Below are 24977 nucleotides of genomic sequence, written 5' to 3'. Positions count from 1 at the left end.
ATGATTTTTGCGAAGGCGGGATTTGCGTTAGCCTGGCGCGTGTTGGCGGCAATCACCGGCAATGGAACGACCCGAGCGCCGGGGCACGGATCGTCGGGCCGGCGGCTCTCCTGGGGTGTTGGCCTGCCGCCTGCCGGCCGGTTTGGGTCACCCTCGGTACTGCAAGCCTTCACACATTTGCAGGTAGCGCGCGGATAGCATCCCGCCCGCGCACCCGTTGCCCACCATGATCAGGAGGATCCCTTGGCCCTTTTCCGAACGTCCCTGCACGCGCTCGCACTGAGCCTGGCGCTGGTCGCCTGCAAACCGCAAGCAGAGCCAGCCGGCGCTGCGATGCCTGCTGCGACTGCCGCACCTGCCGCCTCGACACCTGCTGCCGCTGCAGCAACGCCTGCCCAGCCGGCAACCTGCCCCAGCACCGACTTCGCTACGTTTCTGAAAAGCTTCAGTGCGGACATTGCAGTACAGGAAAAGGCCACGGCCGATCCGCTGACGATGATTCAACTCGACCCGGACGCACAGCCCGAGCCGGCGCCGGTCACCCGCACGGTTGCGCTGGCCGACGTTGAATGGCCCGTCATCCCGAACCTGGAGGCGGCCCGCAACGGCGGCCGCGAAGTCACGATTTCCGAAGAAGCCGATGGCCGCCAGGTACTGGTCCGCACACCGGACACCGGCGATCAGCAGGTCTACCACTTCGCCCAGCGCCCTTGCTGGATGCTGGTCAAGGTGGACGACCAATCCCTGTAATCTGCGCGCCAGCGGCCGCGCCGTTCATCGCATACCTGCCATCGTTCCAGGAGATAACCTTGCGCCCTTTCCGATTGATCGGCCCTGCATTGGCAGTTGTCCTTGCGGCCTGTAACGGCCCCCAGGCCGGCGGTGCAACCGAGCAGCCGACGGCAGCTGCCGATACCGCGGCGACGCAGTCGTCCGCACCTGCCGCAACACCCCCCGCAACACCGACACAAGGGACTGTACCTATGGGCACGATAGACTCCTTCATTCCGGCAGGATCGAAGGCTCTGGAGACCATCCGCGGCGATCTGACTGGCGCGGGGCGCTCCGATGCGCTGGTGGTGATTTCCCCGCCAGCCACTGGTGCGGAAAAGCTCGGTGAAGGGCAGCCGCGTACGGTCCTGTTGCTGACACAGACTGCCGACGGCGCGCTGAAAAAGGCTGCCGAAAACAGCAAGATCGTCCCATGCGCCCGGTGTGGCGGCCTGGCAGGCGACCCCTATGCGTTTTCGCGCATCCAGCCCGGGCAATTCACCATTTCCATTTCCGGCGGATCGCGTGAGCGCTGGGCGGACGACTTTACATTCAAGTACTCGGCAGACAAGCAGAGCTGGTTGCTGGACAAGGTGGTGCGTGACCTGTCCGATACCGAGACCGAGCAGCACAACACCCTGGAATTGACCACCAAGGATTTCGGCACGGTGGCATTCGCGGAATTTGATCCCTCCACATTGAAGAAAGCTGCGGCATTGGACGACGCCGCAGCCGAGAAGGCGAATTAAACGGAAGTAATGGTTTGCACGGACAAGGAAGGAGTCCGTTATTTCATGTTGCTGAGAAATGAGGAGTTACACCCATGGCAACCGATCGCGAAACAGGGCTGCTCCAATCAGCCTATGCAGCAGGCATTACCCAGCCGAAGGAGCTGGCAAACTTCATGGCCCAGGTGGGTCATGAGTCGATGGGCCTCAACCGCCTGGAAGAAGGGTTCCGCTATACGCATGGATCCTCGCAGGTGAGTTCGAAGGTGCGATCCGCACTACGTGAGGGGCCCGAGGCCCTGGAGCAGGCGCGTCTGGATGCCCTGCGCGGGCAACCGGAAAAACTGGCCGAATTGATGTATGGCGGGCGCATGGGCAATAACGAGCCCGGCGATGGCTACCTGTACCGTGGCCGCGGTTACATGCAGCTCACCGGCAAGGATCAATATCGTGCGGCCGGCGAAGCGTTGAACCTGGACCTGGTGGCGCACCCCGATCTGGCGGCACAACCTGAGAACGCATCCCGCATCGCGACCTGGTACTGGCAGAACAACGTGCCACAGGCCGCCAGGCAGGACGCGCATGCGGCAGGCGTTGCGATCAACGGCGGCGATCCGCCGAATGGATTGGCCGACCGCGAGAACCGGTTTGCCCGCTGGCAGCGCGATATCACTCCAGAGCTGATGAACAACCTGGCACACGGCCAGCTCGGACAGCCGGTGCAGCCCGCTGCGCCAGCACCTGCGCAGCCGCAGCATGGCGGTTCCAGCACGTTTCAGCACACGATGGAACGGATGCTCCCGCCGCAGAACGGGACGGCGCCGCACATCACCGGCCATTACGGCGAGCATCGCAGTGCCCGCGATCACGGCGGTACCGACTTCAACTACCAGGGTGGCCAGACAGGCCGCAACCTGCAGCACCCGACGGTGCATTCGCCGGTCTCCGGAACCGTGACGTTTGCGGGCGGCAACTACGGCACTGTCAAGATTCGCGATGCACAGGGTAACTCGCACGAGATCCTGCACCTGGACGCACTCAAGGTGAAAGAAGGTCAGGCGCTGTCCGCGGGCGATGCCATCGGCACGATGGGTGGACGCGGCCCGAACGGCAACAGCCAGTACGCACAGCATGTGCATTACCAACTGCGCGATGCCAGCGGCAAGTTGACCAGCCCGGAGACGTTCTGGAATCAGGGTCATCAGCAGGAGTCGGGCGCGCGCCACTCCCAGCCAGCGACACCGGCGGGCAATGGCACGCTGCGGCATGGCGAGCAGGGCGGCGATGTCGGCAAGCTGCAGCAGGACCTCAACCGGCTTGGCGTGCGCGATGCGCAGGGCAACCGGCTTGCCGAGGATGGTCGCTTTGGCGACAACACGCGGGAGGCAGTGATTGCGTTCCAGAAGCAGCACGGACTGCAGCCCGATGGCGTGGTGGGGCGCAACACGCAGGCCGCGTTGTCCGCACAACCGGCACAGGCACAGGCACAGGCAGCACAGACGCCTGTCGCTGCGCCCAAGGGCCCGTCGCTCGACGATGCCTCGCACCCGGACCATGCCTTGCACACCGCGATCCGCAGCAGGCTGCCCAGCATGATCTCCAACGAGACGGCGGCCCACGTCACGCTGCAGGCCAAGCAGAACGGGATCGATTCGGCAGACAAGCTGCAGAACGTCACCGTGCAGGATGGCAAGGCGTTCGTCATGGGCACCACGCCGGGCTTCCGTGCGGCGGTGGATCTGAACCAGCCTGCCCCCACGCTGGAGCAGACCAGTGCGCAATTGCTGGCTGGCCAGGCTTCGCAGCAGCGCGCTCAGGACGAGCAGCAGAGGGTCGCGATCGGCGGCCGCTGAGGGCTCAACGGTGCAGCAAGAAAAAACCGGCCAGGTCTCTGGCCGGTTTTTTTGTGCGTGTCCTTTCGGCATTGCCGCCGAGAGCGATGCGGCAACCGTGCCTCGGCACACACGCATCAGCGCGTTGCTTTCGCCATTCGCCGTTGGCCGATTGCCTGCCACCGGAGATCGACACACCTTCCAGACGTCGGTTAGACACGGCCTGCAGCGCTGATGACGTCCCACACGCAGCGCCACGTCGGGCGCTCTGCGATGCCCTCCACATCGCAAAGTGGCGCGGCGCACAGAACGCAACACAGCTGTAACTTTTCCTACTGCGCTGTCATGGACTGTGCAAGTTTATCTGCAGGCACCTGTTGCCAGTCGCGATCGGCCGTGATGCGTGTCGCCGCCGATCTTTGCATTGCACGTTTTCGGGGAGAGAGTCGTCATGCAAGTTCATGTCCTGGGCGCGGCGATCTGCTGCGCGCTATCGTTGTCTGCTGTCGCCACTGCCGCGGATCTTTCCGCAAATGCCGCGGTGTCGCGCGCGCAAACCTTGTTGGGCAATCACGCTGCGGCGCTGGCCAACCGTGCAACGGCCGATGCGTTTGTCGCGCGCGACAGCATCGTCGATGCCGACGGCACCGAGCATGTGCGCTTTGATCGCACCTATCAGGGCCTGCCGGTCATCGGCGGCGATGTGGTGGTGCATTCGCGACGCGGAGTGATGCGTCAGTTGAGCCAGAGCATGGACACCAGCGTGCGCCCGAGCATCGTGCCGGGCATCGATGCGGACACGGCTATGCGTGCGGCCGGTGCGCAGTTCGATCTGGCACCCGATGCGGCGCCGCGCGCAAGCCTGGCCTTGTATGCGCGTCAGGGGGCACCGCGTCTGGTTTATGAAGTGATCTACAGCGGCATCAAGCCCGACCAGACGCCGACCGAAATGCATTACATCGTCGATGCAGTCAGTCAACGCATTCTCGAGTCCTGGGACACGGTGCATACCGCCTGCGCGGGCGGCACCAGTGCGGCCGGCACCGGACGTTCGCTGTATGCAGGCAGCGTGGCATTGGCAACGACGCGTTGCAGCAGCGGGTATGAATTGACCGATCTGAGCCGCGGCAGCGGCGCCACCTACAACATGCGCAACAGCACCTCCGGCAACGGCACGCTGGTCACCGATGCCGACAACACCTGGGGCAGCGGCGCCAATAGCGATACGGTGACTGCGGCGGTGGATGCGCATTACGGCGTCGCATTGACCTGGGACTATTTCCGCACCGCCCATGCGCGCAGCGGCATCGCCAACGATGGAGCCGGTGCACGCAGCCGGGTGCATTACGGCAGCCGCTACAACAACGCGTTCTGGCAGGACAGCTGCTTCTGCATGACCTTCGGCGATGGCGACGGCAGCACGTTCACGCCGTTGGTGTCGGTGGATGTGGCCGGTCACGAGATGACCCACGGCGTGACCAGCCGCACCGCGCGCCTGGTGTATTCGGGCGAGTCGGGCGGCTTGAACGAAGCCACCTCCGACATCATGGGCGCGATGGTGGAGTATTCCGCCAACAACAGCGCGCAGCCGGGCAATTACCTGATCGGCGAGAAGATCATCCCCGGCAACAGCAGCGGGACGCTGGCGCTGCGCTACATGTTCAAGCCCAGCCTGGATGGCGACTCGCCCGATTGCTACAGCAGCAGCCTGGGCTCGCTCAACGTGCATTACAGCTCGGGCGTGGCCAACCATTTCTACTATCTGCTGGCCGAAGGCGCGGTGGTGCCGAGCGGCTTCGGGTCGGGCACCAGCTGGAACGTGACGCCGGCCGGGTTGGTCTGCAACGGCAACACGGCATTGACGGCGATCGGCCGAGCGGCAGCCAGCCGCATCTGGTACCGCGCGTTGACGGTGTACATGACCTCCTCGACCAACTATGCGGCCGCACGCCGGGCGACGTTGAGCGCGGCCACCGATCTGTACGGCAGCAGCTCCACGCAGTACCGCGCGGTTGCCGCAGCGTGGAGCGCCGTGTCGGTCAACTGATGGATGCCGCTCCCTGTCACGCGCGCTACGCGTGGCAGGGGCGCGTCTGCCACTGTGCCATCCGCGCGCGTATGCTTGGGTCATTCCTGGGAGGGAACATGACCGAACGCACCAAGACCGCGCGACCGATCGACCGCTATTTCGCCAGTTATTCCGACGACCATCGCAACGCGACCAATCAGCAGATCCATGTGCTGGCGGTGCCGGCGATCCTGTGGTCGGTGGTGGGCCTGCTGTGGTGCATCCCGGTCGGCGGCACCTGGTTCAGCAGCGGCGTATGGGCGGCGTTGTCGATGTTCGCGGCCTGGTCTTACTACAACCGCTTATCGCGTCCGCTCGGGCTGGGCATGCTGGGGATCTTCTTTTTCTTCGGCTGCCTGTGCCGGTTGATCGAAGGCAGGCTCGGGCTCAGCGGCCTGTTCACCACGGCGCTGACAGTGTTCGTGCTGGCCTGGATCGCGCAGTTCGTCGGCCACCGGATCGAAGGCCGCAAGCCGAGCTTTCTAACCGACCTGACCTATCTGCTGATCGGGCCGATCTGGGTGCTGGCCAAGTTATATCGTCAGTTGGGTTGGCGGTATTGAGCACGGCCGACACGCCCAGCGCACAGCCCGGTGCCGGCGTGGTCATGCGTTGAAGCGGCGTATTACGACTGCGCGCCACGCAGCGCTGCATGGCACACAGGTGCACCTGCGGGGTATCACTCGCCGATGCCGAGCTCTTCGGGCAGCGGACGAAAGGCGCGTGGCGCGTAGCCGAAGTCGCGACGCGCCGGTTCCAGGTCGAACACCAGGTCATCGCGCATGCGCTGCAATGCGGCCGCATTGATGCCACGCAGGCGCCCCAGCCGCTGCGCGGCAGTGAGGGCAAGGCCGAACAGGCCGGGCGGCACCTGATACAGCCGCGCCGGTCGCGGCAGCGCCGCCAGCACGCGCTCCACCATCTGCGTATAGGCCAGCACCTCGCCGCCGCCGACGGCATAGCTGCGCTGCTGTGTCGCCGGCTGGGTGAGCACCGCCAGCGCGGCGCTGGCCAGATCGTCCACATGCACCGGCTGGCGCAGCCCGGTTGCGTTGGCCGGCAGCACGAAGGCGCCGGTGCGCTGCGCCAGCCCGGCGATCTGGGTGAGCGTGCGGTCGCGCCCGGCCCCATAGACCAGCGTCGGGCGCAGCACCGTCGCCGTGGCACCACGCGCCTGGGCTGCGGAGAACAGCGCCTGTTCGGCATGTGCCAGGCGCTGTGCGACATCGCGCTCGGCCGCGTCGATCGAATGTTCCTTGACCTCCAGGCTGGTGGAACCGAACGCCACAATGCGCGGAGCGCGCACCGGATTTTCGGCATACCAGCGCGCGAAATGGTCCAGCGGGCCGCAGCTGAAGATCACCTCGAAGGCCTCGCCTGCGGCAGCCGGCGTGGCCAGGTCGCCCTGCCGCCAGATCAGCCCGGAGCGCGCCGCGCGCGGCTGGCGCGACCATGCCGTCACCTGCCAGCCGCGGCTGAGCAGCCGCGTCAGCAGGCGTTCGCCGATCTGACCGCTGCCGCCGAACACCAGGGCGCGCGGCGCAGAAACGGCAGGGGACGGAGCGGGATCGGCAGCGGTCACGGGGCTCGGATGCGGTCTGGGTGATCCCAGCATAGCGAGTGACACGCAGCGGCGCGATGCTGCTGCGTTGGCGATTTGCGCATGCGCGCAGCCACGGCGTTGACGCGGGCGTCAGTCAACGGTTTGTTAAGCTCTCTGGCCTGCTCGCGAATCTTGTGTTCCCTGCATGCCTTTTCCGCTGGAAATCCTGCTCGCGCTGCCATTTGTGATGGCGGCCGCCACTGCGCTGCTCTGGCGCGTCTCCCGTTCGATCACTGCGTGGTTGGCTGCGGCCGCGCCGTTGGGCGGGCTGCTCATCCTGGCAACGCTCACACCGGCCGTGCTGCGCGGCGAGGTGGTCGGCAGCCAGCACGCGTGGTTGCCGCAGATCGGCCTGATGTTCTCGCTGCGGCTCGATGGCCTGGCGTGGATGTTCGCGTTGCTGGTGCTGGGCATCGGCGCGCTGGTGGTGCTGTATGCGCATTACTACCTGAGTGCACGCGACAGCGCCTCGCGCTTCTTCGCCTATCTCATGCTGTTCATGGGCGCGATGCTCGGCATGGTGTTGTCGGGCAACCTGCTGTTGCTGATGGTGTTCTGGGAGCTCACCAGCATCAGCTCGTTCCTGTTGATCGGCTTCTGGTCGCACCGCAAGGACGCGCGCGAAGGTGCGCGCATGGCCTTCGTGCTGACGGCCGGTGGCGGCCTGGCGCTGCTAGGCGGCATCCTGATGATCGGCGGCATCGTCGGCAGCTTTGAGCTGGATGCGGTACTGGCGGCCGGCGATCTCATTCGCGCCAGCCCGCTGTATCCGTATGCGTTGGGATTGGTGCTGCTGGGCATCTTCACCAAGAGCGCGCAGTTCCCGTTCCACTTCTGGCTGCCGCACGCGATGGCCGCGCCCACGCCGGTGTCGGCGTATCTGCATTCGGCCACGATGGTGAAGGCCGGCGTGTTCCTGCTGGCGCGCCTGCATCCTGCCCTGGCCGGCACCGATCTGTTCTTCTATACGGTCACCAGCATCGGTGCGATCACGCTGCTGCTTGGCGCCTGGCACGCGATCTTCCAGCACGACCTCAAGGGCGTGCTGGCGTACTCGACCATTTCGCATCTGGGCCTGATCACGATGCTGTTCGGCCTGTCCACGCCGATGGCGGTGGTGGCCGGCGTGTTCCACATCCTCAACCACGCGGTGTTCAAGGCCTCGCTGTTCATGGCCGCCGGCATCATCGACCACGAGACCGGCACGCGCGACATGCGCAAGCTGGGCAATCTGCGCCGCCTGATGCCGGTCACCAGCGCGCTGGCGATTACCGCCTCGCTGGCGATGGCCGGCGTTCCGCTGCTCAACGGCTTCCTGTCCAAGGAAATGTTCTTTGCCGTGGCGCTGGAAACCGACGCGCCGCAGACCATGCGGGTATTGGCCAGCATCGCCGCCCTGCTGGCCGGCCTGCTCGGCGTGGCCTACAGCCTGCGCTTCGTGCACGACACCTTCTTCGGCCAGGGCCCACGCGATCTGGACACCACCCCGCACGAGCCGCCGCGCTGGATGCGGATACCGGTGGACGTGCTGGTGCTGATCTGCGTGGCCGTGGGCATCGTGCCGGCCTGGACCATTGCGCCGGTGCTGCGCGCCGGTGCCAGCGCCATCCTTGGCGAGCGCCTGCCCGACTACAGCCTGGCGCTGTGGCACGGCTGGAACTGGCCGCTGGCGATGAGCATCGCCGGCATGGTGGGCGGCACCCTGTTGTACATGGCGCTGCGCCGCACGCTGGACATGTACGCGATCCAGAACCGCTCGCCGGGCAAGGCGCTGTTCAACTGGAACCTGCGCGCCCTGTTCGCCGGTACCGTGCGCATGACCGATGCGGTCACCAACGGCAATCTGCAGCGCATGCTGATGCTGCTGGTGCTGAGCGCGGTCGTGGTGGCGCTGGTGCCGTTCCTGCAGGGCGGCGCCTTGCCGGCCTGGCCGGCGCCCACCCCGCTGCCGCTGCTGGGCTGGACGATCTGGCTGCTGATGATCGCCTGCGCCCTGGGCAGCCTGTTCCTGTACAAGCAGCGCCTGCTCGCCGTGCTGGTGCTGGGTGGCACCGGCCTGGCCGTCAGCATGACCTTCGTGTTCCTGTCAGCACCGGACCTTGCGTTGACCCAGCTGCTGGTGGAGATGGTGACGCTGGTGCTGATGCTGCTGGCGATGAATTACCTGCCCGAGCGCTCGGTGCCCGAACCTGCGCGCCTGCGCAAACTCCGCGATGCCGGCATCGCCGTGGTCGGGGGCGCCGGGCTGGCTGCGTTGGCCTACACCTTGATGACCCAGCCCAGCCACACGGTCGCCGGCGAGCTGCTGCAGCGTGCGCTGCCGGAAGCCTACGGGCGCAACGTGGTCAACGTGATCCTGGTGGATTTCCGCGGCTTCGATACCTTCGGCGAGATCACCGTGTTCGCGATCGCCGGGCTGGTGGTGCACGCGCTGCTGCGGCGCTCGCGCATGGCGCCGGAGCGCACCATGCCCGGCCCGCCGATCAAGTTGCCGGTGCCGGCCGACCTGGCGCAGATCATGTTTCCGCTGACGCTGACGGTGTCGTTGTTCCTGTTCCTGCGCGGCCATAACGCGCCCGGTGGCGGTTTTATCGCCGGGCTGGTGCTGGCGGTGCCGTTGCTGATGCAGTACGTGATCCAGGGCACCGCATCGGTGGAATCGCGCTTCGGCTTCGACTACATCCGCCTGATCGGCATCGGCCTGCTGTGCGCGCTGGTCAGTGGCGCCGGTGCGCTGCTCTTCGGCATGCCGTTCCTGAGCAGCGGACATCTGGAGATTCCGTTGCCGCTGCTGGGCGATCTGGAACTGGCCAGTGCGCTGGGCTTCGATATCGGCGTGTATCTGGTGGTGTTCGGCGCGGCGATGTTGATGCTGTCGATGATGGGCACGATCAAACCCTCGCGTACGCGCAGCTCCCAGCGCGGCGAGATCGACCCCACCCAGCGTTCGACACGCACCGCGGAGCAGCATTGATGGAACTGGCAATGGCAAGCGCGATCGGCGTCCTGACCGCATTGGCGATCTACCTGTTGCTGCGCGCGCGCAGCTTCGACGTGATCCTGGGCATGACCTTCCTGTCGTATGCAACCAACCTGCTGATCTTCGCCGGTGGGCGGCTGCGTAGCGGCCAGGCGCCGGTGCTGCGCGAGGGCGTGCCGGCCGACCTGATGCACTACACCGACCCGTTGCCGCAGGCGCTGGTGCTGACTGCGATCGTGATCGCCTTCGCGATGACCGCCGTGAGCCTGGTGCTGGCGATCCGCAGCCGCAGCGACAACGGCAGCGACCATGTGGATGCGCATGAAGACGCCACCACCGGCGTGGACACGCGCGAGGCACGGCGATGAATCATCTGCTGATCCTGCCGATCCTGATCCCGATGCTGGGCGCATCGGCGTCGCTGTTCGTTGAACATCGCCGCTATGGGCCGCGCGTGCAGCGCACGGTGGCGTGGACGAGCATGGTGTTGCTGGCCGTGTCCGTGATCGCCCTGTTCGCGCGCGCCGCCGACGGCCAGGTGCTGGTGTACCTGCTCGGCGACTGGCCGGCGCGCATCGGCATCGTGCTGATGGGCGACCGCCTGTCGGCGTGGATGCTGTTAACCACCTTGATTCTGGGCGCGGCTTGCCTGCTGCATGCCTGCGCGGGCTGGGACCGGCGCGCGCCGCATTTCCATGCCTTGTTCCAGTTCCAGTTGATGGGCTTGAACGGTGCGTTCCTGACCGGCGACATCTTCAACCTGTTCGTGTTCTTCGAAGTGATGCTGATCGCCTCCTACGGCCTGTTGCTCAGCGGCGGGCGCGGGCTGCAGATGCGTGTGGGCCTGCATTACGTGGTGTTCAACGTGTGTGCGTCGACCCTGTTCCTGATCGCGCTGGGCCTGCTGTTCGGCGTGTTCGGCACCTTGAACATGGCCGAGCTGTCGCAGCGCATCGCCACGTTGCCGGCGCAGGACCTGCCGCTGGCCAAGGCCAGCCTGGGCCTGTTGCTGCTGGTGTTCTGCAGCAAGGCCGCGTTGCTGCCGCTGTACCTGTGGTTGCCGGAGACCTATTCGCGCGCGCCGGCGGCGGTGGCGGCGTTGTTTGCGATCATGACCAAGGTCGGGCTGTACGCGACGCTGCGCGTGTCGGCGCTGTGGTTCGGCGCCGGTGCCGGCGCGCTGCAGGGCTTCGGTCGCCACGCATTGCTGTGGCTGGGCATCGCCACGCTGTTGATGGCCGCCTTCGGGGTGATGGCCGCATCGCGGCTGCGGGTGATGGTGTCGTATCTGGTGGTGTTCTCGGCAGCGACGTTGTTCATCGCCTTCTCGCTGGACGATGCCGGCGCATTGGGTGCGGGGCTGTACTACCTGCCGCACAGCAGCTTCGTGGCCGCGGCACTGTTCATGGTATCGGACCTGATCCGGCGTCGCCGCGGCAGCGCCAGCGACCGCAAGGAAGTGGTCGCGCCGCTGCCGCGGCGCGGGATGCCCGGTGCGATGTTCATGGTCGCCGCGGTGGCGGTTGCCGGGCTGCCGCCGTTGTCCGGCTTCCTGGCCAAGGCCGCGTTGCTGCAGCACGTGCCCGCCGGCCTGGTCGGGCCGGTGTGGGTCGCCATCCTCGGCAGCAGCCTGCTGGTGGTGATCGGCCTGACGCGTGCCGGCGTGCGCCTGTTCTGGCGCGTGCCCGAAGCGGTGCAGGATGTCCCCGCGCTGCAGCCGCAACGCCGTGCGCGCATGCGCCCGGTGGAGACCGCCGCCACGCTGCTGTTGCTGGGCGGGCTGGTGGCGATGACGGCCGGTGCCGGCCCGTTGATGCGCTACACCGACGCGGCCGGCGTGCAGCTGCGCGATCCCGGCGCCTACGTGGAACAGGTGCGCGCCACCATGCCGCAACGGAGGCAGCCATGAGCACGCGCATGCCGCTGCGCAGCCGGCTGCTGCCCTCGCCCTCGCTGAGCGTGACGGTGTTCATTTTCTGGCTGTTGCTCAGCGACAGCTTCGGGCCGCAGCAATGGGTGCTGGGCCTGCTGCTGGGCTGGGTGGTGCCGATCTTTGCGGCGCGCCTGGACCGCGAGTTCGCCCGCATCGGGTCGCTGCGCTCGGTGCCGCGCATGTTGCTGGTGGCCGCCGGCGACATCGTGCGCTCCAACCTCAAGGTGGCCGGCCAGGTGCTCGGCCCGGAGTCGCGCATCCACCCCGGTTTCATCTGGGTGCCGCTGGACATCGCCAACATCCACGGCATCGCCGCGCTGACCAGCATGATCACCCTCACTCCCGGCACGGTGTCGGCGGCGCTCTCGGATGACCGCAAGTATCTGCTGGTGCACGTGCTGCACCTGGACGACCCGGACGCCCTGATCGCCGAGATCAAGACCCGCTACGAGAAGCCCCTGATGGAGATCTTTCCATGACCGGCCACATGTTCATCGAATCGACCATCGTCATCTGCATGCATGCGGTGGGCCTGGCCATGCTGATGGCGCTGTGGCGCCTGCTGCGCGGGCCGAGCGTGCCCGATCGCATCCTGGCACTGGACACCCTGTCCATCACCGCCATCGCCGAGCTGATGCTGCTGGGCATGTACCTGGATTCGCCGATCTACTTCGAGGCCGCGCTGGTGATCGCGATGCTGGGCTTCGGCAGCACCGTGGTGCTGAGCAAGTTCGTGCTGCGTCGGGACATCGTCGAATGATCGCGCTGACCGAATATCTGCTCAGCGCGCTGTTGCTGGTCGGCACCTTCTTCATCCTGATCGGCGCGTTCGGCCTGGTGAAGCTGTCGGACTTCTTCAAGCGCCTGCATGCGCCGACCAAGGCCAGCACGCTGGGGGTGGGCTGCGTGCTGCTGGCATCGGTGGGCTATCACCTGTTCCTCGGCGTGGACCCGCAACCGCGCGAACTGCTGATCACCGTGTTCCTGTTCATCACCGCACCGATCAGTGCCCATCTGATGGCCAAGGCGGCGCTGTCGCTGATGATGGAAGACCGCCCGGAAGTGCCCAACCACGGCGACATGAAAAAGGAAGGCCTGCCCACGCCGCAGACCCAAGGCGATGTCGGCGAGAACGCCGACACCGCCAGCCAGCACGCCGGGCCGGACAAGCATCCGCACTGAGGCTTCCTGCTGCCGCGTCGGCCGCCACCGCCGTGCTGGCCCCGGCGCGGTTGCTGCCGGTCAGCAACAGCAGTGTGCCCATCAAACCGTGCAATCCGGTGGTCATGCATGGCGTTGCTACGGGTCCGCCACAGCCCAACGGCGCACATCGCGGCGGCGTGCAGAACGCCAGCGCGCCCTGCAGCGTGCCGATGTCATCGGCGCTTCATTGGCTGCGGGCAAGCTGGGCGCCTCGCAGGACCGCCGCCATGACCCCACGCAAGACCGAGCTCGCCCTCACCGCGCTGCAATCGCACTGCAGTCCCCTCACCTTGCTGCAGCGACGCGCGCTGATCCTGGCAGACGGGCAGCGCGATCTGGCCACCCTGGCAGCACTGCTGGGCGGCGACGGCGCCGCGTTGGTGCAGGGGCTCTGCGCGATGGGCTATCTGGCCTTCGGCACGCCTGCAGGCAACGCGACAACGCCACTCGCGCCCCCGGCCGCTGCGCTCGCTCCCGTCGTTGCGGGCGATTGCGTGCCGCCGCCAGCTGCGCCACCGAGCGAGGAGGACCTGCAACGCCAGCGTCGCCGCGCGGCCACCAACGCACGGCTGTACCTGCTCGACATCCTGCAGCTGCAACGCAACCCGGCGGCCGTGGTGCTGCACCGGCAGCTGCACGCCGCACGTACCGAAGACACCATCGCCGCCGCCATCGCCGAGGCGCTGCGCGCGTTGCCGCAGATCACCTCGGCAAGCTATGCCGAGCGCGTACGTGCACGGATCGGCGAGCTGCTGCCGGATGCGTTGCAGGCTGCCTGATCGGGCAACTGAAACCGACATGGCGTGGATGGCGTGATCGGCCAGCGGCAACGGATGCCTTGCAGTTGGCGTGATCCGACAATCGCAGCCGGTACCGTACAGGCTGCTCGAGCACGCGCCTGCGACTGCTGCGTTGCGGACGGCACGTTTCCGACAACCACGCCTCTGCCGTGCCGTACTGCCTGCTCAGCCCCCCGGCTGGCGGCCTGAGCTACGGTGCATCACCTGACCTGGGCGCCTGGAACGCTGCGCGCAAGCCGGACCAGCACTGCTGGTAGTCGCCCTGCCGATGCGCGGCCTGCAATGCCTGCTGCGTGGGGCACAGCACCGCGCGCGTTTCGAACATGAAGGCCATGGTGTCGGCGATCACGTCCGGGCGCGTCAGGTCGGCATGCGAGGCCTTGTCGAAGGTCGCCGCATCCGGGCCATGCCCGCTCATGCAGTTGTGCAGCGAGGCACCACCGGGCGCGAAGCCATCGGCCTTGGCATCGTAGACGCCGTGCACCAGCCCCATGAACTCGCTGGCCACATTGCGATGGAACCACGGCGGCCGGAAGGTGTGCTGCGCCACCAGCCAGCGGGGCGGGAAGATCGCAAAATCCATGTTCGCCGTGCCATGCGTGTCGCTGGGCGAGGTCAGCACGGTGAAGATGCTCGGGTCCGGATGGTCGAAGCTGATCGAACCGATGGTGTTGAAGCGGCGCAGATCGTAGCGATACGGCGCGTAGTTGCCATGCCAGGCCACCACGTCCAGCGGCGAGTGGCCGATGTCCGCGCGCCACAGATGGCCCTGGAACTTGGCCACCAGTTCGAACGCGCCTTCGCGCTGCTCGAAGGCCGCATGCGGCGTTTCGACATCGCGCGCATTGGCCAGCCCGTTGGAGCCGATCGGCCCCAGGTCGGGCAGCCGCAGCAATGCGCCGAAGTTTTCGCAGACATAGCCACGCGCCTCGCCATCGGGCAGCTCGACACGGAAGCGCACGCCGCGTGGTATCACCCCGATCTGCTGCGGCTCCAGTTCCAGCACCCCGAGCTCGCTGTGGATGCGCAGGCGCCCCAGCTGCGGCACCAGCAACAGCTCGCCATCGGCATCGTAGAAGAAGCGATCGTGCATGGAGGCATTGGCCGCATACAGATGCACGGCAACGCCGGACATCGCCTCCGGCCCGCCGTTGCCGGCCATGGTGTAGAGGCCATCGACGAAGTCGGTTGGTGCCGACGGCAGCGGCAACGGGCTCCAGCGCAGTTGATCCGGCGGCACCGGGCCGCGCCCGAAGTCGTTGTGGAAGTGCGTCTGTGCGATCAGCGAGAACGCGCCATGCACCGCCGCCGGGCGGATGCGATACAGCCAGCTGCGCCGGTTCTCGCTGCGTGGCGCGGTGAACGCGGTGCCGGACAACTGCTCGGCATACAACCCGTGCGCCACGCGCTGCGGCGAGTTCTGCCCCACCGGCAAGGTGCCGGCCACCGCTTCGGTGGCGAACGTGTTGCCGAAACCGGTCATGTACTGCGGGGTGTTGTGCATGGCATGCGTCCGGATCTTGGCCCTCCCTCCCCGGATGCAGAAGGTTGGGATTGAGTTGAATCAGGCCTTTCCTACCGAAGAAGAGCTAAGGCCTGGCGGATTAAGCCCCTCTCCTCGTGGGGAGAGGGGCTTTAACGACGTGCGTCTTCGTTACTTTGTGTTGTCGGAAAAACACCTTGCCTGAGCGCGCTTGATTGCGACCACTTGCCGCCCGCTTCGTTGGATCCGTACCGGAACCACATCCGACGTTACGGGCAGCCAGGCTGGACATCGCAACACTTCGCACCACTCAAACCCGCACCGACCCAGTTAACCGCACCAACCACAAATCCCGAATCCCGAACAGCGAATCCCCAATCCCCGCCCTCAAAGCACCCCACGCTTCATCTGATCGCGCTCGATGCTCTCGAACAGCGCCTGGAAGTTGCCCTCGCCAAAGCCCTCGTTGCCCTTGCGCTGGATGATCTCGAAGAAGATCGGGCCGATGCAGTTGGTGGTGAAGATCTGCAGCAGCTTGCGCTGCTTGGTGTCCACATCCGCATCGATCAGGATCTTGTTGCGCCGCAGGCGTTCGACATCCTCGCCGTGGTCGGGGATGCGCAGGTCCACCACGTCGAAATAGGTGTCGGGCGTGTCCAGGAATGTCACGCCGGCCTCGCGCATCTTTTCCACCGAGCTATAGATATCGTCGGTGAAGCAGGCGATGTGCTGGATGCCTTCGCCGTGGTAGGCGTCCAGATATTCGTTGATCTGGCTCTTGGGGTCGGAGGATTCGTTGAGCGGGATGCGCACGATGCCGTCCGGGGCAGTCATCGCCTTGGACACCAGGCCGGTCTTGGCGCCCTTGATGTCGAAGTAGCGGATCTCGCGGAAGTTGAACAGGCGCTCGTAATAGTCCGACCAGCGCTGCATGTTGCCGAAGTACAGGTTATGGGTCAGGTGGTCGATGAAGGTCAGCCCGAAGCCGGCCGGCTGCGGGTCGGCGCCTTCGATCGGCTCGTAGTCGGCGTCGTAGATGCTGCCCGCATCGCCATAACGGTCCACCAGATACAGCATGCAGTCGCCGATGCCCTTGACCACCGGGGCCGGGACAGCGCGCGTGTCGGCCTTGTCCTGCACCGCTTCGCCGCCGTTGCCCAGCACGGTCTGCAGCACCGTCTCGGCCGGGGTGCGGAAGCGGATCGCAAAGCCGCAGGCGCTCGGGCCGTGCGCGGCGGCGAAATCGGCGGCAAACGAATCGGGCTCTTCGTTGAGCAGGAAGTTGACCCCGCCCTGGCGATAGACGGTAATGGCGCGGCTGCGGTGACGCAGCACCGCGCTGAAGCCCATCTTGCGAAAGTAGTCGTGCAGCTGCGCGGCCTGGCCGGCGGGCGCGGCGAATTCGACGAACTCGAACCCGTCGATCCCCATCGGGTTGTCGAAGGTGGTGACCTGCATGCCCAGGTTCGGGCGGGTTGCGGTACTGCTCGGTTGTGCGCTCATCGTCGTTTCTCCACGCTAGGCCGTCCGCAGGGCTATGCGGGGTGGCAGAAGACCCGCGAGAATGCGCAGGCCACCCAAGGTTTGTAGTTGCAAATGAAACCAAAATCAAGACACAGTGCAACATGAGCGATCTCGACGCCCCTACCCCGCCGCCACATCCTGTGCTGCTCAACCTCGAGCAGTTCCTGCCGTATCGCCTGAGCGTGCTGTCCAACCGCATCAGCAGCAATATCGCCAAGGTCTACGGTGATCGTTACGGCATGGCCATTCCCGAGTGGCGGGTGATCACCATCCTGGCGCTGTATCCGGGTTCCTCGGCCAGCGAGGTCTCCGACCGCACCGCGATGGATAAAGTTGCAGTCAGCCGCGCCGTGGCGCGCCTGCTGGAGCGCGGCTTCATCCGCCGCGAAACCCATGGCGACGACCGCCGCCGCTCGATGCTGGCGCTGTCGCCGGCCGGGCGCCAGGTCTACGAGACCGTCGCCCCGCTGGTCAACGAGATGGAACGCCGGCTGATGTCGGTGTTCAGCGCCGAGGAACAGCAGATCCTGGAAACGCTGATCGACCGGCTGGCCAAGGACGGGCTGCCGCGCATGGCCGGCAAGGACTGATAAAAAACCCCCGCAGTTGCGGGGGTTTTTGCATGCCACGGCAACGACGGGTCAGGCCTGCGGCGGCGCCCACTGCTTGAGGAAATCGAACAGTTTCCTGCGGTCGAAGCCCTCGCCCTTGCGCAGTTCCGGGCCGGACTGGGTGGTCAGCAGCTTGCCGTCGTTGTCCAGCACCAGCAGCGACGGATAGTCGTTGAGCTGGGCGAACTGCGACAGGAACGCGGCGTTCTCGTTGGTCGCATCGCGATTGACCTTGACCACCACGAAGTGCGCATCGCGGAAGCTGCGCAGCTCCGCATCGCCGCCCATCAGCTCGTCCAGCGCCTTGCACGGCTCGCAGGCCGCATTGCCGACGTTGAGCACGATGCGCTTGCCGCCGCGCTTGGCCTCGACCTTGGCGGTCTCCAGATCCGCGGCCGGATCGCGCGAGGGGTCGTACTGCGCATTGAGCGCCGCCGCCGCAGCGATGTCGGCCGCGGTGGGCGTATTGCCCGAGGACACCGGCTGGCTGGGGTCGGCGCTGGGCGGCTTCTGCATCGAGGTGTCCAGCGGCCGTGGCGCCTCCTGTTGCTCGGTGGGCTGCCCGCAGGCGCTCAACAGACCTGCCAGCAGCAGGCCACAGACAGTGGGTTTGATCGGCATTGCTGTTCTCCTCACTTCACACCATGCATCAGTTTGTTGATCAACGGCGCGATCAGGAACAGCACCGCGCCAGCGCCCAATAGCGCCCAAAACCCGAAGGTATACCCGCTCAGGGCCGAGGACACGCTCATCCCTTCGCTTCCGCTGACATGCCCGGCAAAAATGCCCGACAGGTTGTTGCCGATGCCGGTAGACAGAAACCAGCCGCCCATTCCGAAACCGACCAGACGCACCGGTGCCAGCTTGGTCACCATCGACAGGCCGATCGGCGACAGGCACAGCTCGCCTACCGACTGGATCACGTACACCATGAACAAGGTCCAGAACGGTACCTTGCCAGCATCGTTGACCAGGCTCGACAGTGCAAACATCAGCAGCAGAAACGCCAGGCCGTTGAACAGCAGGCCCAGGCCGAACTTGCGCGGAATCGACGGATTGAAGCGGCCGGCCTTGACCCAGATCCAGGCGACGATCGGCGCCAGGGTGATGATGGCAATCGAGTTCACCGACTGGAACCAGGCGGTCGGGAAGGTCCAGTCGCCGAAACCGCGGTCGACGATATTGTCGGCCAGGAAGGTGAACGAGCTGCCGGCCTGTTCGAAGAACATCCAGAACAGCACGTTGAAGGCGAAGATGATCAGCATCGCGATCACCTTGTCGCGCTGCACCTTGCCTTCGCGGATGCCTTCGACCAGCAGCATCACCGACAGGCCGACGAACAACACGGTCAGCACGATCTGCAGCACGTCTGCACCGACGGCGAGCAGGAGGTACACCACCGGGATCGCCAGCACGCAGCCGACCAGCACCATCAGCACCCGGCCGATGCCCTGCGCGTTCGGCGCCGGTGCGCCGATACCTTTGAGCTGCGCGCGGCCGATCCAGAACCACACCAGGCTGATCAGCATGCCCGCGCCGGAGGCCATGAACACCATCTTGTAGGACGGCATGGCCTGGGTGCCGAACACCTTTTCGGCCAGCAACTGGGTCAGCACCGGCGAGATCATCGCGCCGAGGTTGATGCCCATGTAGAAAATGGTGAAGCCGCTGTCGCGGCGCGGATCGGCCACCGAGTACAGCTTGCCGACCATGGTGGAGATGTTCGGCTTGAACAGCCCGTTGCCCACCACCACGGTGGCCAGGCCGATCTCGAACATGGTGTGCTCGGGAACGGCGATCAGGAACAGGCCGGTGGCCATGACGGCCGCACCGACCAGGATCGAGCGTTGGTAGCCGAGCACGCGGTCGGCCACGTAGCCGCCGAAGATCGCCGCCGCATACACCAGCGCCAGATAGGCGCCATAGGTGCGTCCGGCCGGCGCCTGGCCGGTGGCATCGCCGCTGAAGAACTGCGCCACGATGTACAGCACCAGCGCCCAGCGGATCCCGTAGAACGCGAAGCGTTCCCAGAATTCGGTCATGAACAGCATCCACAGCGGCCGGGGATGGCCGAGCAGCGTGGGGAACTCGGGCGGTGCAGGCGGCGGCGGGGTGGCGGAAGTCGGCGCGGTAGCGTCAACGCTCATGGAATGTCCCTTGCGTATTCAGGAATGGCTGGGTGCCCAGGGCGTACCCCGGGAGACGCGCGAGGATCACTTAGACGTCATGTACGCGTCAAATTCGCAGCACTCCTCGACCTGATGGCGGCCACTGGAGTGCCACCGGCCTCGACTCCAGCGAGCCACTACCGCCCCGCCCGCTTCCGCTGGCCCGCTCAGCCGTTCTCCGGCTCATCGCGGCCAGTCTTCAGCGGCTCGCGGCTTTCCATACCCACCGACGTGCGCACGTCGAACAGCTCCGGGAAGAAGGTCAGCGCCAGCGCCTGCTGCAGGAATCCCACGCCGCTGGACCCACCGGTGCCACGCTTGAAGCCGATCACCCGCATCACCGTGCGCATGTGGCGGAAACGCCATAGCTGGAACTGGGTTTCCACATCGACCAGGTCCTCGCACAGCGAATACTCGCGCCAGTAGCGGTCGGTGTTTTCGTAGATGCGCTCGAACACCGGGCGCAGGCTGTCGTCGGCCACATGTGCGCAGGTCCAGTCGCGCCCCTGGTATTGCGGCGGGATGGCATGCCCGAAGCGCGCCAGGTAGCGCAGGAATTCCTCGTACAGGCTGGGCGCTTCCAGCACCTGGCGCAGCCGTGCCTGCCCTTGCGGGTCGTACGCGAACACCTGCAGCATCTGCGGGTTCTTGTTGCCCAGCAGGAACTCGATATAGCGGTACTGCAGCGACTGGAAGCCGGACGAGGGCCCCAGCACGTCGCGAAACCCCATGTACTCGCTCGGGGTGAGCGTCTCCAGTACCGACCACTGTTCGGTGAGCTGGCGCAGCACCTGCTTGCTGCGCGCCAGCACCTTGCGGCACTGCCAGACCTGATCGTTCTGCAGGTGCACCATCGCCGCGCGCAGCTCGTGCGCCAGCAGCTTCAGCCACAGCTCGGAGGTCTGGTGCTGGATGATGAACAGCATCTCGTCGTGGTGCGCCGGCTCGGACAGGGGCTGCTGCGCCGACAGCAACTGGTCCAGCCGCAGATAGCCGCCGTAGGTCAGCCGCCCCTCCAGATCGGTATGGATGCCGGGTTCCAGGTCACGCAGGTTCTTGTCGACGGGCATGGCAGCGCAGATGGATCGGGCCGGTCAGGGTAGCTCAGTGGCGGGGATTGGGGATTGGGAATCGGGAATCGGGAGCGGAGATTGGATATCGACGGCCTGGCGGCTGAGGGCGGCGCTGGAGGCTGGGTCTTCGACACGTGATCTCCGGTGTGTGTCGCATCGTTCTACCGTGCAGACCTTCTGGCTGGACCGACGCCCTTCCGGATTATTCCTTGTGCAGCGCGCGGCCTCCCTGCATGTCGTTGCAGCGCGCCTGCATGGCGCTGTAGCGCGCCTTTGCCGCAGCGCCCGATCTGACTGGGTGACCGGCTCACGCGGGCAGCCTGACAACGCGGTGGCGTACCCGACCAGTACTTCACACCTGAAAAAGCCAACCGCTTTCGACTGCGCAGTCGCAGCAACTGCGCCGGTGTCACCGTATCGTCAACCTAGGTCTGCAAATTCATGCAGAATCGAACGGCGCTGCCGGCCAGGGACGTGGCCGGACCAGGGGAGCGTTTCACGTCTCATGGATCAGGGGACTCTCATCTCATGCATGTGTTGCAGCGTCGTGCAGCCTTACTTGTCTGTGCGCTGGCGGTTGCCGGCCACGCCAACGCCCAGGTCGTCATCAGCCAGGTCTACGGCGGTGGCGGCAACAGCGGTGCCACCTTCCGCAGCGATTTCATCGAGCTGCACAACATCGGCAGCACCACGGTCAGCCTGGACGGCTGGTCGGTGCAATACGCCTCGGCCGCCGGCAGCAGCTGGCAGGTCACCCCGTTGGCGGGCAGCGTGCCGGCCGGCGGCTACTACCTGGTCAAGCAGGCCGACGGCAGCGGCGGCAGCGTTGCCCTGCCCACGCCCGACGCCACCGGCACCATCGCCATGGGCGGCGGCGCCGGCAAGGTGGCGCTGAGCAACAGCGCCTCGGCGTTGAGCGGCGCCTGCCCCACCGGCAATGCCGATCTTGTCGGCTATGGCAGCACCGCCAGCTGCGCCGAAGGCAATGCGCCCACCCCGGCGCCCAGCAATACGCTGGCGGTGCTGCGCGGCGGCGATGGCTGCACCGACACCGACAACAACGCGGCCGATTTCGCCACCGGCGCGCCGGCCCCGCGCAACGCCGCCAGCCCCGCACGCCTGTGCAGCGGCGGCGGCCAGCCGATCGCCACGCTGGCCGATGTCAGCCAGGCCGAGGGCAATAGCGGCAGCCGCAGCCTTGTGTTCACGCTGAGCCTGAGCCAGCCGGCCGGTGCGGGCGGGGTGAGCTTCACCGCGGCCACCGCCGATGGCACCGCCGTCGCTGGCAGCGACTATGTTGCCCTGCCCGCGGCCAGCGTCCGGATCGCCGCCGGCGAGCGCAGCGCCAGCATCAGCGTGGAGGTGCTGGGCGACACCACACCCGAGCCCGACGAGACCTTCGCGCTGCAGATCAGCGGCCTCACCGGCGCGTTGCCGGCCACGCTGAACGCCACCGGCACCGTCCTCAACGACGACTTCAGCCTGCTGCCGATCCACGCCATCCAGGGCAAGGGCGCACGCTCGCCGCTGGAAGGCCAGGTGGTCGCCACCTCGGGCATCGTCACCGCCCGTCGCAGCGCCGGCTTCTTCCTGCAGGCAGCAGATGCGGAAACCGATGGCGATGCGGCCACCTCCGAAGGCGTCTACGTCTACACCGGCAGCGCACCGCCGGACGCCGCTGCCATCGGCAACCGGGTGCGCGTGCAAGGCACGGTGCTTGAGTACGTGCCCACCGCCGATTCGACCCAGCCGCCACTGACCGAGATCGGCGGCAGCCTGACCGTGCTGCTGGATTCCACCGGCAATCCGTTGCCGATGCCGGTGGCGTTGAGCGCGAACTTCCCCAACCCGAACGGTGCCTTTGATCAGCTCGAAGCGCTGGAAGGCATGCGCGTTACCGCCGCCAGCCTCACCGTCAATGCGCCCACCGGCGGCAACGTCAACGAGACCAACGCCACCGCCACCAGCAATGGCGTCTTCCATGCGGTGGTCACCGGCGTGCCGCGTGCCTTTCGCGAGCCCGGCGTGCAGTTGCCCGATCCATTGCCGGCCGGCTCGCCTGCCGGGGTGCCGCGCTGGAACACCAACCCGGAAGTGATCGCGGTCGGCAGCGCCGGCGTCGGGGCCGAGCGTCTGGACCTGGCATCGGGCTGCGTCGTGCAGGATGTCACCGGCCCGCTGGACTACAGCTTCCGCCGCTACACGCTGTATCCGGAACGCACCCCGCAGGTGAACTGCAACGGTGCCGACCAACCGCGCCCGGCACCGCGGCCGCAGGCCGACGACGTGGCCGTGGCCACCTACAACATGGAGCGCTTCTTCGACGACCAGAACGACCCGGCGATCGGCGAACCGGTGCTCACTCCGGCCGCGTTCCAGGCCCGCCTCAACAAGGCCTCGCTGGCAATCCGCAACTACCTGCACACGCCCGACATCCTGGGCACGGTGGAAGTGGAAAGCCTCGGTGTGCTGCAGACGTTGGCTGCGCGCCTCAACGCCGATGCCATCGCTTCCGGCCAGCCCGATCCGCAGTACGTGGCCTACCTGCAGGAAGGCAACGACGTCGGCGGTATCGACGTGGGCTTCCTGGTCAAGACCGCTGCGGTGTCGGCCGGCGTGCCGCGCGTGGAAGTGGTATCCATCGCCCAGGAAGGCAAGACCACCACCTGGACCGAACCGGGCGGCGCGGTGAGCCTGCTCAACGATCGCCCGCCACTGGTGCTCAGTGCCAAAGTGCACCAGGCCGATGGCCGCGTGCTGCCGCTGACCGCCATCGTGGTGCATCAGCGCTCGCTCAACGGCGCCGAGACCGACGATGCGGCCGGCACCCGCATCCGCGCCAAGCGCCAGGCCCAGGCCGAGTACCTGGCGCGCCTGCTGCAAACGCGCCAGCAGCTCGACCCGGCCGAGCAGGTGCTGGTGATGGGCGACTTCAACGCCTTCGAGTTCAACGACGGCTACGTGGATGCGATGGGTACCGTCACCGGCAGGCCGGCGCCGGATGCGCAGACCGTGGTGGGCGGCGATGGCGTGGACCTGGTCAACCCGGACTACACCGACCTGACCTGGTTCAACACGCCGGACCAGAGCTACTCGTACGCCTTCGACGGCAACGTGCAGTCGCTGGATCACATCCTGGCCAACGAGGCGCTGATGCGCGCGCCCAACATCGCCTCGCTGTCGGTGGGCCATGCGCGCATCAATGCCGACTTCCCCGGCACCGCGCGCAACGATGCCAATACGCCCACGCGCTTGTCCGATCACGATCCCACCGTGGTGCTGTTGCGCATGACCAAGCAGGTGAACGCGGACGTGCAGGTGGCTGTCACCGCCGCGCGCGACCAGGTGGTCGAAGGCGAGCACATCGACTACACCGTGGATGTCGAAAACCGAGGGCCGGATCGCGCGCCGTTCACTGCGCTGGCGTTGGTATTCGACCTGCCGGCACGGGCGCGCCTCACTGCCCCGCCGGGCTGGATCTGCCAGAACCAGACCAATGCCACGCAGACCACGTTTACCTGCAACATCCCACTGCTTGCGGCGGGATCTGCGCAGAGTTTTGCAGTGCAACTGGATGCCGGCCCGGACCTGGCCGGGCGCACCCTGACCCTGGCCGCCTCGGTCGCCTCGCAGTCGCCCGACCCGCAGCCGGACAACAACACCGACACCGCTGCCGTTGTGGTGCAGGCACGGCCGCAGCCGCGCAGCGACCTGGCGGTGCGGTTCGACGGCCCGGCCAGCCTGCCGACAACAGCGTTCAGCGCCAGCTACCGCGTGCTGCTGGACAACGTCGGTGCCGCGCCGGCGCAGCGTCCCGGCTTGGTGATCGAAGGCAATACGGTGTCGGCGCTGTCGCAGCTGGTGCCGCCGCAGGGCTGGCGCTGCGACAAACAGGTGCAATCGCTGCGCAATGCCCGCTTCGTGTGCAGCAGCGCGGCGGTCGTGCTGCCGGGCGCGCAGCTGGCCTTCCAGTTGACCGTGGCAGCCAGGCCGATCCCTGCCGACGGTGCCATCCGCGTGCAGGCGAGGGCCACATCGACCTCGCCCGATGCCAACCCGGCCAACGATTCGGCGCTGATCGTCACCCCGATCGGTGGAGGCGCCGACCGCCGCTGATCGCAGTGCACCACGTCGCAATTCTGTACTGCGACAAAGGGCGCGGCCTGGTCCGCGCCCTTTTTTTTGTGCAAGCCAGCATCA

20 protein-coding genes are annotated in these 24977 nt (G+C 66.4%); 14 read left to right on the top strand and 6 right to left on the bottom strand.

All coding sequences use genetic code 11. The annotated features are described in order from the left end of the window. The first annotated feature begins 243 nt into the window (after nt 1-243). The 5 genes from H7A87_RS02320 (at nt 244) to H7A87_RS02300 (ending at nt 5962) form a co-directional block, all read left to right on the top strand. Nucleotides 244-750 carry a hypothetical protein gene (locus H7A87_RS02320; RefSeq protein ID WP_119129423.1) on the top strand — a complete coding sequence of 169 codons (507 nt, stop codon included), beginning with the start codon at nt 244-246 and terminating at the stop codon, nt 748-750. A gap of 233 nt (nt 751-983) precedes the next feature. Then, nucleotides 984-1520 carry a hypothetical protein gene (locus H7A87_RS02315; RefSeq protein ID WP_104583479.1) on the top strand — a complete coding sequence of 179 codons (537 nt, stop codon included), beginning with the start codon at nt 984-986 and terminating at the stop codon, nt 1518-1520. 74 nt (nt 1521-1594) lie between these two features. Continuing rightward, nucleotides 1595-3352 carry a peptidoglycan-binding protein gene (locus tag H7A87_RS02310; protein WP_119129422.1) on the top strand — a complete coding sequence of 586 codons (1758 nt, stop codon included), beginning with the start codon at nt 1595-1597 and terminating at the stop codon, nt 3350-3352. Nucleotides 3353-3782: 430 nt separating this feature from the next. Continuing rightward, on the top strand, nt 3783-5378 hold the full coding sequence (locus H7A87_RS02305) for a M4 family metallopeptidase (RefSeq protein WP_119129421.1): 1596 nt from the start codon (nt 3783-3785) through the stop codon (nt 5376-5378). Nucleotides 5379-5476: 98 nt separating this feature from the next. Further along, entirely contained in the window at nt 5477-5962 is a 486-nt protein-coding gene (locus tag H7A87_RS02300) for an Mpo1-like protein (RefSeq protein WP_119129420.1), read from the top strand. A gap of 116 nt (nt 5963-6078) precedes the next feature. Here the strand turns inward: H7A87_RS02300 and H7A87_RS02295 are convergent, their stop codons facing one another. Beyond that, complete coding sequence (locus H7A87_RS02295) at nt 6079-6981, bottom strand: NAD-dependent epimerase/dehydratase family protein (protein WP_164739686.1); 903 nt, start codon at nt 6979-6981, stop codon at nt 6079-6081. 166 nt (nt 6982-7147) lie between these two features. Between H7A87_RS02295 and H7A87_RS02290 the strand changes: the two genes are divergently transcribed. From H7A87_RS02290 to H7A87_RS02260, 7 genes are all read left to right on the top strand, one after another. Further along, complete coding sequence (locus tag H7A87_RS02290; RefSeq protein ID WP_119129418.1) at nt 7148-9976, top strand: monovalent cation/H+ antiporter subunit A; 2829 nt, start codon at nt 7148-7150, stop codon at nt 9974-9976. Next, complete coding sequence (locus H7A87_RS02285; protein ID WP_119129417.1) at nt 9976-10350, top strand: Na+/H+ antiporter subunit C; 375 nt, start codon at nt 9976-9978, stop codon at nt 10348-10350. Before H7A87_RS02290 ends, H7A87_RS02285 begins: the two co-directional genes overlap by 1 nt. Further along, entirely contained in the window at nt 10347-11891 is a 1545-nt protein-coding gene (locus tag H7A87_RS02280) for a monovalent cation/H+ antiporter subunit D (RefSeq protein WP_119129416.1), read from the top strand. The genes H7A87_RS02285 and H7A87_RS02280 overlap by 4 nt, the downstream gene beginning before the upstream one ends. Beyond that, nucleotides 11888-12394, top strand: a complete 507-nt coding sequence (locus H7A87_RS02275; RefSeq protein WP_119129415.1) for a Na+/H+ antiporter subunit E — start codon at nt 11888-11890, stop codon at nt 12392-12394. The genes H7A87_RS02280 and H7A87_RS02275 overlap by 4 nt, the downstream gene beginning before the upstream one ends. Further along, entirely contained in the window at nt 12391-12675 is a 285-nt protein-coding gene (locus tag H7A87_RS02270; protein ID WP_016901330.1) for a K+/H+ antiporter subunit F, read from the top strand. The genes H7A87_RS02275 and H7A87_RS02270 overlap by 4 nt, the downstream gene beginning before the upstream one ends. Then, the gene (locus H7A87_RS02265) at nt 12672-13097 is read left to right on the top strand and encodes a Na+/H+ antiporter subunit G (protein ID WP_115675773.1); all 426 of its coding nucleotides are present in this window, start codon (nt 12672-12674) and stop codon (nt 13095-13097) included. The genes H7A87_RS02270 and H7A87_RS02265 overlap by 4 nt, the downstream gene beginning before the upstream one ends. A gap of 248 nt (nt 13098-13345) precedes the next feature. Then, entirely contained in the window at nt 13346-13897 is a 552-nt protein-coding gene (locus H7A87_RS02260) for a hypothetical protein (RefSeq protein WP_119129476.1), read from the top strand. Nucleotides 13898-14108: 211 nt separating this feature from the next. Here H7A87_RS02260 and hmgA read toward each other — a convergent pair whose 3' ends face one another. Both hmgA and hppD read right to left on the bottom strand, forming a co-directional pair. Beyond that, nucleotides 14109-15422: a homogentisate 1,2-dioxygenase gene (gene hmgA, locus H7A87_RS02255; RefSeq protein WP_119129414.1), complete on the bottom strand. Its 1314-nt coding sequence runs from the start codon at nt 15420-15422 to the stop codon at nt 14109-14111. Nucleotides 15423-15788: 366 nt separating this feature from the next. Next, nucleotides 15789-16904: a 4-hydroxyphenylpyruvate dioxygenase gene (gene hppD / locus H7A87_RS02250; protein WP_180496866.1), complete on the bottom strand. Its 1116-nt coding sequence runs from the start codon at nt 16902-16904 to the stop codon at nt 15789-15791. Nucleotides 16905-17026: 122 nt separating this feature from the next. On the opposite strand from hppD, the gene H7A87_RS02245 reads away from it, so the two are divergent. Continuing rightward, complete coding sequence (locus tag H7A87_RS02245; protein WP_119129413.1) at nt 17027-17515, top strand: MarR family transcriptional regulator; 489 nt, start codon at nt 17027-17029, stop codon at nt 17513-17515. A gap of 51 nt (nt 17516-17566) precedes the next feature. Here the strand turns inward: H7A87_RS02245 and H7A87_RS02240 are convergent, their stop codons facing one another. The 3 genes from H7A87_RS02240 to H7A87_RS02230 form a co-directional block, all read right to left on the bottom strand. Beyond that, nucleotides 17567-18157: a thioredoxin family protein gene (locus H7A87_RS02240; RefSeq protein WP_104583472.1), complete on the bottom strand. Its 591-nt coding sequence runs from the start codon at nt 18155-18157 to the stop codon at nt 17567-17569. A gap of 11 nt (nt 18158-18168) precedes the next feature. After that, a complete protein-coding gene (locus tag H7A87_RS02235; protein WP_119129412.1) occupies nt 18169-19683 on the bottom strand; it encodes an oligopeptide:H+ symporter in 1515 nt (504 codons plus the stop codon). Between the two features lie 188 nt (nt 19684-19871). Further along, nucleotides 19872-20774, bottom strand: a complete 903-nt coding sequence (locus H7A87_RS02230; RefSeq protein WP_119129411.1) for a tryptophan 2,3-dioxygenase family protein — start codon at nt 20772-20774, stop codon at nt 19872-19874. A 531-nt stretch (nt 20775-21305) separates the two neighbouring features. Between H7A87_RS02230 and H7A87_RS02225 the strand changes: the two genes are divergently transcribed. Next, on the top strand, nt 21306-24893 hold the full coding sequence (locus H7A87_RS02225; RefSeq protein ID WP_119129410.1) for a lamin tail domain-containing protein: 3588 nt from the start codon (nt 21306-21308) through the stop codon (nt 24891-24893). The last annotated feature ends 84 nt before the right edge of the window (nt 24894-24977 follow it).

Source organism: Xanthomonas sp. CPBF 426, from assembly GCF_903989465.1.
GTDB lineage: Bacteria > Pseudomonadota > Gammaproteobacteria > Xanthomonadales > Xanthomonadaceae > Xanthomonas > Xanthomonas euroxanthea.
This window is presented reverse-complemented; position numbering and strand designations above follow the sequence as displayed.

Bases quoted from the DNA above. Each gene is read 5' to 3' on its own strand.
- H7A87_RS02315 (WP_104583479.1), top strand. From the start codon at position 984: ATGGGCACGATAGACTCCTTCATTCCGGCAGGATCGAAGGCTCTGGAG.
- H7A87_RS02310 (WP_119129422.1), top strand. From the start codon at position 1,595: ATGGCAACCGATCGCGAAACAGGGCTGCTCCAATCAGCCTATGCAGCA.
- H7A87_RS02305 (WP_119129421.1), top strand. From the start codon at position 3,783: ATGCAAGTTCATGTCCTGGGCGCGGCGATCTGCTGCGCGCTATCGTTG.
- H7A87_RS02300 (WP_119129420.1), top strand. From the start codon at position 5,477: ATGACCGAACGCACCAAGACCGCGCGACCGATCGACCGCTATTTCGCC.
- H7A87_RS02290 (WP_119129418.1), top strand. From the start codon at position 7,148: ATGCCTTTTCCGCTGGAAATCCTGCTCGCGCTGCCATTTGTGATGGCG.
- H7A87_RS02285 (WP_119129417.1), top strand. From the start codon at position 9,976: ATGGAACTGGCAATGGCAAGCGCGATCGGCGTCCTGACCGCATTGGCG.
- H7A87_RS02280 (WP_119129416.1), top strand. From the start codon at position 10,347: ATGAATCATCTGCTGATCCTGCCGATCCTGATCCCGATGCTGGGCGCA.
- H7A87_RS02275 (WP_119129415.1), top strand. From the start codon at position 11,888: ATGAGCACGCGCATGCCGCTGCGCAGCCGGCTGCTGCCCTCGCCCTCG.
- H7A87_RS02270 (WP_016901330.1), top strand. From the start codon at position 12,391: ATGACCGGCCACATGTTCATCGAATCGACCATCGTCATCTGCATGCAT.
- H7A87_RS02265 (WP_115675773.1), top strand. From the start codon at position 12,672: ATGATCGCGCTGACCGAATATCTGCTCAGCGCGCTGTTGCTGGTCGGC.
- H7A87_RS02260 (WP_119129476.1), top strand. From the start codon at position 13,346: ATGACCCCACGCAAGACCGAGCTCGCCCTCACCGCGCTGCAATCGCAC.
- hmgA (WP_119129414.1), bottom strand. From the start codon at position 15,422: ATGCACAACACCCCGCAGTACATGACCGGTTTCGGCAACACGTTCGCC.
- hppD (WP_180496866.1), bottom strand. From the start codon at position 16,904: ATGAGCGCACAACCGAGCAGTACCGCAACCCGCCCGAACCTGGGCATG.
- H7A87_RS02245 (WP_119129413.1), top strand. From the start codon at position 17,027: ATGAGCGATCTCGACGCCCCTACCCCGCCGCCACATCCTGTGCTGCTC.
- H7A87_RS02240 (WP_104583472.1), bottom strand. From the start codon at position 18,157: ATGCCGATCAAACCCACTGTCTGTGGCCTGCTGCTGGCAGGTCTGTTG.
- H7A87_RS02235 (WP_119129412.1), bottom strand. From the start codon at position 19,683: ATGAGCGTTGACGCTACCGCGCCGACTTCCGCCACCCCGCCGCCGCCT.
- H7A87_RS02230 (WP_119129411.1), bottom strand. From the start codon at position 20,774: ATGCCCGTCGACAAGAACCTGCGTGACCTGGAACCCGGCATCCATACC.
- H7A87_RS02225 (WP_119129410.1), top strand. From the start codon at position 21,306: ATGCATGTGTTGCAGCGTCGTGCAGCCTTACTTGTCTGTGCGCTGGCG.